Consider the following 9,706-nt stretch of genomic DNA (forward strand, 5'->3'; position numbering starts at 1 on the left):
CCCGGCCCCGTACCCGGACCGGGCCCCGGCCCCCTGCCGGACCCGGGGCCCCTGCCCCACCCCGGCCCGGGACCGGGCCCCGGACCGGAGCCCTCCCCCGAACCCGGCCCGACCCCCACACCCGAACCCGGCCCCGGCCCGGTTCCCCCGGGACCGGCGCCGGACCCGATTCCCAAGCCGCCGGGGCCCGACCCCGTACCCGACCCGGAACCGCAGCCGGGACCGGCCGGACCCTGATCAGCCGGTGCGCACCTCCGACCGGTCGCCGCCCCACAGGGTGTGGAACGAACCCTCGCGGTCGGTGCGCCGGTAGGTGTGCGCCCCGAAGAAGTCGCGCTGCCCCTGGGTGAGGGCCGCGGGCAGCCGTTCCGCGCGCAGCGCGTCGTAGTACGCCAGCGCCGCCGAGAAGCCCGGCGTCGGCACGCCGCGCAGCGCCGCGCCCGCGACCACCGCGCGCCAGTCGTCCTGCGCCGCGCCGATCTCCTCGGTGAACCCCTTGTCGGACAGCAGGCTCACCAGCCCCGGCTCGGCGTCGTACGCGGCCCTGATCCGGTCGAGGAACGCGGCCCGGATGATGCAGCCCGCGCGCCAGACCCCGGCCACCGCCCCGAGATCGATGTCCCACCCGTACGTGTCGCTGCCCGCCCGGATCTGGTGGAAGCCCTGGGTGTACGACACGACCTTGGACGCGTAGAGCGCCTGCTCCACCTGGTCCGCGAAGGCGGCCGCCTCCGCCTCGCCGAGCGGGGCGGCCGTGGGGCCTGGCAGCTCCCGGGAGGCCCGGCGCAGATCGGTGTGCCCGGACAGCGAGCGGGCGAAGACCGCCTCCGCGATGCCCGACACCGGAACGCCCAGGTCGAGCGCGATCTGGACCGTCCACCGGCCCGTGCCCTTCTGCTCGGCCTCGTCGGCGACGACGTCGACGAAGGGCTCGTCGGTGGTGTCGTCGATGTGGGACAGCACTTCGGCGGTGATCTCGATCAGGTACGAGTCGAGCCGCCCGGTGTTCCACGAGCGGAAGGTCCGTGAGATCTGCTCCGGGCCATAGCCCGCGACGGCGCGCAGCAGGTGGTACGCCTCGGCGATGAGCTGCATGTCGGCGTACTCGATGCCGTTGTGCACCATCTTGACGAAGTGCCCCGCCCCGTCGGGACCGACGTGGGTGACGCAGGGCGCGCCGTCCTTCGCCTTCGCGGCGATCCGCTCCAGCAGCGGCCCTAGGGACGCGTACGACTCGGCCGACCCGCCCGGCATGATGCTCGGGCCGTGCAGGGCGCCCTCCTCGCCGCCGGAGACGCCCGTACCGACGAAGTGGATGCCGAGTTCCCGCAGCTCCTTCTCGCGCCGCCGGGTGTCCTCGAAGTGCGCGTTGCCCGCGTCGATGACGACGTCGCCGGGCTCCAGCAGCGGCGCGAACTGCCGGATCACCGCGTCCGTCGGCTCACCGGCCTTCACCATGACGACCAGGCGGCGCGGCCGTTCCAGGGCCGCCACGAAGTCCTCTGCCGTCTCGGCCGGCACGAACGCGCCCTCGTCGCCGAATTCCTCGACGAGGGCCCGGGTCCTCGCCGCCGTCCGGTTGTGCAGCGCGACCGTGAGGCCGTTGCGCGCGAAGTTGCGGGCGAGGTTGCCGCCCATCACCGCGAGCCCCGTCACACCGATCTGGGCCTTGTCACTCATGCGTGAGCTCCTGGGGTGTCCGTGTCTGCGTCCGTGGGGGTACGTACCGACGGACCCGGCTGTTCACCGATCTTCGAGCCGCGCGGCGGCTTTCGCACTCCGGACCGGTCCGGCCGGACGGCCGGTGGGCCAATATGCCGGAGGCAGGGGTGAGTTCGGCGTACAAGCCCTTGTCCCGGAGCGTACGGTGGCCCTACTTTTGCCGATTGCGACGTGTCCGACGCGTGACGTGAGTGGGGGGAACCGAGCATGGCCGCATCCGGTCGACACCGCCGGTACCAGCCGAGCCGTATCAACCGTGCATCGCTCACGGTGACGGCCGGCGGCGCCGGGATCGCCCTGCCGCTGGTCGCGCCGGGAGCGGCCGAAGCCGCTTCCGTGGACGTCTGGGAGAAGGTCGCCGCCTGCGAGTCGACGAACAACTGGCAGATCAACACGGGCAACGGCTACTACGGCGGTCTCCAGTTCAAGCAGTCCACCTGGCAGGCGTACGGCGGCACGGCCTACGCCCCGCGCGCCGACCTCGCCACCAAGAACGAGCAGATCGCGGTGGCCGAGCAGGTGCTCAAGGGGCAGGGGCCGACGGCGTGGCCGCTGTGCTCCGTACGGGCCGGCCTGGTCCGGGGCGGCGACGCGCCGGACCTCGGGACCGGGCCGAAGTCGGCCCCGGACAGGAAGCCGCAGGCCAGGAAGGGGTCGGTCCCCACCGCCCACGGCTCGAAGGACGCCGGCCGGGCGCAGGGGGAGGCGAAGAAGGACGGGGCCGGGAAGGACACGGCCAGGGCGAAGGGGCAGACGTACACCGTCGCCGGCGGCGACACCCTCTCCACCATCGCGGACGACCAGGACGTCAGAGGCGGCTGGCAGCGTCTGTACGCGGCCAACCGCGAGGTCGTCGGCGGCGACCCGGACCTCATCCTCCCCGGACAGCGCCTGAGTCTCGACGGCAAGCGGACCGGCGGCGCGCGGAAGGCCGGGCCCGCCGAGCGGGCGGTGGAGCGCCCCGGCCGGGGCAGCGAGGCCGAGCGCGCCCCGGCTCCCAGGCCGCCCAAGAAGGCGAGCCGGTCCCAGGGCCTCACCGCCCCGGTCGACACGGGCCCCAGTACGCCCTACCGCGCGGCGGGTTCCTCGTGGGCCAAGGGCTACCACACCGGGGTCGACTTCCCGGTGCCCACCGGCACGGCGGTGAAGTCGGTCGCGTCCGGCCGGGTCGTCTCGGCCGGCTGGGGCGGGGCGTACGGCTACCAGGTCGTCGTGCGGCACGCCGACGGCAAGTACAGCCAGTACGCGCACCTCTCCGCGCTCACCGTCCGAGAGGGTCAGAACGTCGGCGCCGGCCAGCGCATCGGCCGCTCCGGCTCGACCGGCAACAGCACCGGCCCCCACCTCCACTTCGAGGTGCGGACCGGACCCGGCTACGGCTCCGACATCGACCCGCTGGCCTACCTCAGGGCGGGCGGCGTCACCGTCTGAGGCCGGGAGCGGGGCACCGCGGGGCTCGCGGTGCGGGGCCCCGCGAGACCCGCCGATGCGGTCGGCGGCGCCTGCGCCGGCACGCCCGGCAGCCGTCGCTCGGCGTGCGCCCCCAGCCGCTCGGTCGTCAGCAGGATGAGACCGCCGGCCGTCACGACCGCGCAGCCCAGCGCCAGCGCCGTGCCGGTCGCGCCGTACCGGAAGTGCTCGCCGAACAGGGTGATGCCGACGGCGGCGGCGACCACCGGATTGGCCACCGTGACGGTGGCCAGCGGGGCGGCGAGTCCGGCGCCCCGGTAGGACGCCTGGGAGAGCGCCATGCCCGCGGCGGCGAGCCCGGCGATCGTCAGCAGGCTCGGCAGGTGGTCCGACAGGCCGCCCGGCCCACCCGACGCCGCCCAGTCGACCGCCACGGTCTTGGTGAACACCGAGCCGATCCCGAACACGACGCCCGCCGCCGTCGCCAGCAGGACGCTGCGCACGACGGCACGGTGGACCCGCTGCGCCACCAGGAACAGCGCCCCCACCCCGCCGGCCGTCACCAGCGTCACGGCCAGCCGCTCGCCGCCGTCCAGCGACTGCGCGTCCGCCGTGCCGGTGAGCGACAGCAGGCCCGCGAGCCCGGCCGACGCCATGATCGCCCCGCGCAGGGCGGCGGCGCCGGCCCGGCGCCGCACGAACACGGCCGCCATCGGCAGCGCGAAGACGATGGTCAGCGCCCCCAGCGGCTGGACCAGGGACAGCGGCCCGTACGCCAGAGCCCCGACGTGCAGCAGTGCGCCGAGCCCGTTGAGCGCCACGGCGGCCCACCACGCGGCGCGGCGCAGCGGGGCGTACGGGCGGGCCGGGGTCGTGGCCGCGACGCGCTCCTGCACGACGGCCCCGGCCGCGTACGCGACAGCGGAGACCAGCGCCAGCAGCACGGACAGGGCGAGAGCACTCATGCACTCCACGATGTCTTCTCCAGGCGTTCGCGTCGTCGTCCTTGAGCACGCATTCGGACGTACTGCCGACGGAGTACGGGGGTCCGGCCGGCCTCCTCCTCCCGGCGAGGGCCGCCCCACCCCGGGGCCGAGGACGGCGGGCGCGGGCGGCGTGTGACACTGGGCCGGGCGGACGGGCGGGAGCGCGCATGGACTGGGCCGAAGTGGCAGCGGTGGGCGGGTTCTTCGCGCTGCGCACCGCGACGCCCGACGGGGGCGCCCACGTACCGCTCGCACGGATCTACGCCGGGGACACCGCCCCGCTGACGTTCCGCGTCGACAAGGTCGCCGCCCGGCTCGGCGCACCCGAGCGCAGGGTCGCCGCCTCCGTCGCCCAGCTCGGAATCGCCGCCCGGCTGTGGTCGCTCGCCCTGGGCCCGGCCGCGCTGTACGGCGAGTTCGCCGCGCTCCCGCCGGACGAACTGCGGTGGGACCCCGACCTGACGTCACCGGACGACCTGTGGCTCGCGGCGCCGCCGCGCCCGCTGCCCGCCACCGCCGAGCGCATCCGCGAAGTGGTCCAGTACGGCCATCTCGTACCCCTGGCCGACGCCTTGTGCCGGGACGGGAGGGTGTCCCGGGCGCTGCTGTGGGGCAACGCGGGCTCGGCCCTGGCGGGTGCCGCCCGCGAACTCCGCACCTGGGCGCGGGCGAACGGGCGGCCCGAAGTGGGCGAGCGGGCCCTCGCCCTGGCCGCCGAGCTCTTCCGCGACCCGGACCTGCGCGGCACCGGCACCCTGGACGCCGGGGCCTTCCGCCGCCGCAGCTGCTGCCTCTACTACCGCTGCCCGTCCGGCGGCGTCTGCGGGGACTGCGTGTTCCCACGCGCGCCGCGGCGCTCCGTGCGGCGGTCTTCCGCACAGCCCGTATCTGAGTGACCATCGGGGGAGGGCGACGACGGGGGGACCGCGGTGAAGGTGGGACTGCTCACCCGTGAGTATCCGCCGGACGTGTACGGCGGAGCCGGCGTCCACGTCGAGTTCCTGGCCCGCGAGTTACGCGCCCTCGCCCAGGTCGAAGTGCACTGCTGGGGCGCCCGCGACGCCCTCGGCCCCGTCCACGGCCACCGTCCCGACGACGCCCTCGGCCACGCCAACGAGGCGCTGCGCGCCTTCTCCGTCGACCTGAGGATGGCCGCCGCGCTCGAAGGGTGCGACCTGCTCCACTCCCACACCTGGTACACCGCCCTCGCCGGCCACCTCGGCAAGCTGCTGCACGGCGTCCCGCACGTCATGACCGCGCACTCGCTGGAGCCCCTGCGGCCCTGGAAGGCCGAACAGCTCGGCGGCGGGTACACGCTGTCCGGCTGGGCCGAGCGCACGGCGATCGAGTCCGCCGACGCCGTCGTCGCCGTCTCGCACGGCATGCGCGCCGACATCCTCGGCAGCTACCCGTCCCTCGCCCCGGGCCGGGTGCGGGTCGTGCACAACGGCATCGACACCGCGCTGTACCGCCCCGACCCGCGTACGGACGTGCTGACCCGCACGGGCATCGACCCGCAGCGCCCGTACGCCCTGTTCGTCGGCCGGATCACCCGCCAGAAGGGCGTCCCCCACCTGCTGCGGGCCGCCCGGCGCCTGGACCCGGGCACGCAGCTCGTCCTGTGCGCCGGCGCCCCGGACACCCCGGAGATCGAGCGCGAGTTCCGCGACCTCGTCGGTGAACTGCGCCGCACCCGCGAAGGCGTGCACTGGATCGAACGGATGCTGCCGCGCCCCGATGTCGTCCAGCTCCTCACGCACGCCGCCGTGTTCGTCTGCCCCTCGGTGTACGAACCGCTCGGCATCGTGAACCTGGAGGCGATGGCGTGCGGCACGCCCGTCGTCGCCTCCGCGGTGGGCGGCATCCCGGAGGTCGTCGAGCACGGCGGCACGGGACTGCTCGTGCCGTACGAGGAGTCGCGTCCCGAGGTCTTCGAGGCCGAGCTGGCCGCCGCCGTCGACCGGCTGGCGGGGGACCGGGACACGGCACGGCGGATGGGCGCGGCGGGCCGCGAGCGCGCGGTGCGGGAGTTCGGCTGGGACGCCGTGGCGCGTCGCACGGCGGCCGTGTACGAGGAGATCCTCAAGTCCAAGTAGCGAGCAGGAGGCGGCAGATGCGCGGTGGACCTTCGGTGCTCGGGATCGTACTGGCGGGCGGGGAGGGCAAGCGGCTCATGCCGCTGACGGCCGACCGGGCCAAACCGGCGGTGACGTTCGGCGGCACGTACCGGCTCGTCGACTTCGTCCTGTCGAACCTGGTGAACGGCGACATCCTGCGCAACTGCGTGCTGACGCAGTACAAGTCGCACTCGCTCGACCGCCATGTGACCACCACCTGGCGCATGTCCAGTCTGCTCGGGAACTACGTCACCCCGGTCCCCGCCCAGCAGCGGCTCGGCCCGCGCTGGTACCTGGGCAGCGCCGACGCGATCCTCCAGTCGCTCAACCTCGTCCACGACGAACAGCCCGACTACATCGCCGTGTTCGGGGCCGACCACGTGTACCGCATGGACCCACGGCAGATGCTGCGGAACCACATCGAGAGCGGCGCGGGCGTCACCGTCGCCGGCATCCGGGTGCCGCGCTCCGAGGCGTCGTCCTTCGGCGTCATCACGCCCGCCGCCGACGGCACGCGGATCGAGCGCTTCCTGGAGAAGCCGGCCGACCCGCCGGGCCTGCCGGGCGACCCCCGGCGCGTCTTCGCCTCCATGGGCAACTACATCTTCACGGCCAAGGTGCTCGTCGACGCGCTGCACCGGGACGCCGAGGACGAGCACTCGGTGCACGACATGGGCGGTTCGATCCTGCCCATGCTGACCGAACGCGGGGTGGCGCAGGTCTACGACTTCGACGACAACCACGTGCCGGGGGAGAGCCCGCGCGAGCACGGCTACTGGCGCGACGTCGGAACCCTCGACACCTACTACGACGCCCACATGGACCTCATCTCCGACCAGCCGCAGTTCAGCCTGCACAACCGCCGCTGGCCCGTCTACACCCACCCCGGCCAGTTGCCCCCCGCCCGCTTCGTGTCCGGCGGGATCGCGGGCGAGTCGATCGTCAGCGCCGGCTGCTGCATCGGCGGCCAGGTCACGCGCTCGGTGCTGTCGCCGGGTGTGGTGGTGGAGGAGGGAGCCGTGGTGCAGGGTTCGGTCCTGCACGACAACGTCCGCGTCGGCCGGGGAGCGGTCGTCAGGGGCGCGATACTCGACAAGAACGTCGACGTACCGCCCGGAGCGACGATCGGCGTCAACCCGGAGCGCGACGAGCAGCTCTACACCGTCTCCAAGAAGGGCGTCATCGCGCTCGGCAAGGGACAGGCGGTGTCGTAACCCCCCGCCGGTCCGCTGCCCTCGGCCCCCCGGGGCCCGTGTGAGATGCGTCGCTGCGCGCCCGTCGCAGGGAGAAGGGGTTTGGCACTGGGCCGCCCGCTTACGTAAAGTTCGGATTTTGGAACTTCCCGAGCGGCACAAGCGGCACGAGTGACACGAGGACAGCAGCGGCGATGACGGTGACAGAGGACAGTCCGGCGGCGTACGGCGACATCCCGGACGGCCAGGACACCCCGGCGTTCGGCCCCGGCATCGACCCGGACCGCATGGCCGTCTGCCTGAGCGTGCTCGACGAGCTCGACAAGCTGGACGTCGACCACCCCGACGCCGTCGCGGTACGCCGCGCCACCGCCGGCATCTACCGGACCGTGAAGCAGCGCCGCCGCCAGGAGCGCCGCGCGGCGAAGACCGCCCACGACCGGGCCGTCACGCACGCCACCGCCACCGGTTCCGCCGACCGCATCGACGACGAGACGCAGGGCGTGCTGCCGTCCTCCACGGCCACCGCCGAGATCGCGGGCATACTCCAGCGCCCCAGGTCCTGCTACATCTGCAAGACCCGTTACGTCGAGGTCGACGCCTTCTACCACCAGCTGTGCCAGAAGTGCGCCGCCGAGAACCGGGCCCGCCGGGACGCCCGCACCGACCTGACCGGCCGGCGCGCGCTCCTCACCGGCGGCCGCGCGAAGATCGGCATGTACATCGCGCTGCGGCTGCTGCGCGACGGGGCGCACACCACCATCACCACGCGCTTCCCGAACGACGCGATCCGCCGCTTCAAGGCGATGCCGGACAGCGCGGAGTGGATCCACCGCCTCAAGATCGTCGGCATCGACCTGCGCGACCCGGCCCAGGTCGTCGCGCTCGCCGACTCGGTCGCGGCCGAGGGCCCGCTCGACATCCTGATCAACAACGCCGCCCAGACCGTACGCCGCTCCCCGCGCGCGTACAGCGAGCTGATCGCCGCCGAGTCGGCCCCGCTGCCCGCGGGTGAGCTGCCGGCCGCCGAGGTCATCGGGGCCTTCGGCTCCGGCGCCCAGCTCTCCCTGCCCACGGCCCGGCCCGAGGGCCTCACGGCCCAGGAGGTCACCGACCTGGCGCTGGTCACCGGCTCGGCGTCGCTCGCCCGCATCGAGGCGGGCACGGCGATCGACGCGGGCGGCCTCGTACCCGACCTCGACGACACGAACAGCTGGATCCAGACAGTTTCCGAGGTGGACCCGGTCGAGCTGCTCGAAGTGCAGCTGTGCAACTCGACGGCGCCGTTCATCCTCATCAGCCGGCTGCGCCCGGCGATGGCCGCGGCCGCCGCCCACCGCAAGTACGTCGTGAACGTCTCCGCCATGGAGGGCGTCTTCAGCCGCGGCTACAAGGGCGCGGGCCACCCGCACACCAACATGGCCAAGGCCGCGCTGAACATGCTCACCCGTACGAGCGCCCAGGAGATGCTGGAGAGCGACGGCATCCTGATGACCGCCGTCGACACCGGCTGGATCACCGACGAGCGCCCGCACCCGGACAAGATGCGGCTCGCCGAGGAGGGCTTCCACGCCCCCCTCGACCTGATCGACGGCGCCGCCCGCGTCTACGACCCGATCGTGCGCGGCGAGGACGGCGAGGACCTCTTCGGCGTCTTCCTCAAGGACTACGCGCCCGCCAACTGGTAGGACCCTCCGGCACAGGTCCGGTGTACGACGCCCCCGGGGCTCGTGCGCCGGACTTCTGTGTTTCCGGCACCTGTGCCCTCCCCGCGCGCCTGCCGTTCCCGGGACCGGACCGTGATGGGCGGTATCAGGATGAACAGGACGCGAAGGGCAGCAGGCCGAAAGGTGACGTAAACCATCGAGCGGAACCACGCTCATATGGGTACTCTGTTGGACACGGACCGCCTCACCAAGGCCACTCCCGTCTGAGTAACCGGCGCCACCGCGACCGTAAAGCCCCCATATTCCTGACCCATCGGGCGCCCCGGTCGCCGCCGGCCCAGGCCACGGCGACACGTCCGACGGGTTACGCGACACAGAGGAGTGCGCGGTGACGCCAGAGATGACAAAGCAGGACAAGCGATCGCACGACGGCGAACGGGCCCAGGCCCGTCGCCGCAGGCCCGACGAACTGGGCAGCCTCGAAGTGTGGTCCCGCTCCGCCCCCATCCGGCTGGCGGGGTACGAGGAGGACCTGGCGGAGCCGCACATCCTGCCGGGTATCGACTGAGCGAGCCGAGTACGACCGCGTCCCCCGCCGAACCGGCGGGGGA

Annotated in this window: 8 protein-coding genes; 6 read left to right on the top strand and 2 right to left on the bottom strand. The window is 73.5% G+C overall.

Annotated elements, in window-relative coordinates; translation table 11 throughout:
* Positions 1 to 237: 237 nt before the first annotated feature.
* Positions 238 to 1,680 carry an NADP-dependent phosphogluconate dehydrogenase gene (gndA, locus tag ACWGH0_RS23655; RefSeq protein WP_453406205.1) on the bottom strand — a complete coding sequence of 481 codons (1,443 nt, stop codon included), beginning with the start codon at positions 1,678 to 1,680 and terminating at the stop codon, positions 238 to 240.
* Positions 1,681 to 1,929: 249 nt separating this feature from the next.
* Between gndA and ACWGH0_RS23660 the strand changes: the two genes are divergently transcribed.
* On the top strand, positions 1,930 to 3,153 hold the full coding sequence (locus ACWGH0_RS23660; RefSeq protein WP_453406206.1) for a transglycosylase family protein: 1,224 nt from the start codon (positions 1,930 to 1,932) through the stop codon (positions 3,151 to 3,153).
* Here the strand turns inward: ACWGH0_RS23660 and ACWGH0_RS23665 are convergent.
* Complete coding sequence (locus tag ACWGH0_RS23665) at positions 3,123 to 4,097, bottom strand: DMT family transporter (RefSeq protein WP_453406207.1); 975 nt, start codon at positions 4,095 to 4,097, stop codon at positions 3,123 to 3,125. The genes ACWGH0_RS23660 and ACWGH0_RS23665 overlap by 31 nt on opposite strands.
* 188 nt (positions 4,098 to 4,285) lie before the next feature.
* Between ACWGH0_RS23665 and ACWGH0_RS23670 the strand changes: the two genes are divergently transcribed.
* The 5 genes from ACWGH0_RS23670 (at position 4,286) to ACWGH0_RS23690 (ending at position 9,663) form a co-directional block, all read left to right on the top strand.
* A complete protein-coding gene (locus tag ACWGH0_RS23670) occupies positions 4,286 to 5,014 on the top strand; it encodes a (2Fe-2S)-binding protein (protein ID WP_453406208.1) in 729 nt (242 codons plus the stop codon).
* Between the two features lie 33 nt (positions 5,015 to 5,047).
* A complete protein-coding gene (gene glgA, locus ACWGH0_RS23675; RefSeq protein WP_453406209.1) occupies positions 5,048 to 6,214 on the top strand; it encodes a glycogen synthase in 1,167 nt (388 codons plus the stop codon).
* A gap of 17 nt (positions 6,215 to 6,231) precedes the next feature.
* A complete protein-coding gene (gene glgC / locus ACWGH0_RS23680) occupies positions 6,232 to 7,449 on the top strand; it encodes a glucose-1-phosphate adenylyltransferase (RefSeq protein ID WP_453406210.1) in 1,218 nt (405 codons plus the stop codon).
* Between the two features lie 173 nt (positions 7,450 to 7,622).
* Positions 7,623 to 9,116: an SDR family NAD(P)-dependent oxidoreductase gene (locus ACWGH0_RS23685; protein ID WP_453406211.1), complete on the top strand. Its 1,494-nt coding sequence runs from the start codon at positions 7,623 to 7,625 to the stop codon at positions 9,114 to 9,116.
* Positions 9,117 to 9,483: 367 nt separating this feature from the next.
* Entirely contained in the window at positions 9,484 to 9,663 is a 180-nt protein-coding gene (locus tag ACWGH0_RS23690) for a hypothetical protein (protein WP_453406212.1), read from the top strand.
* Positions 9,664 to 9,706 lie beyond the last annotated feature (43 nt).

The sequence above is a fragment of the Streptomyces sp. NPDC054887 genome (genome assembly GCF_053610585.1).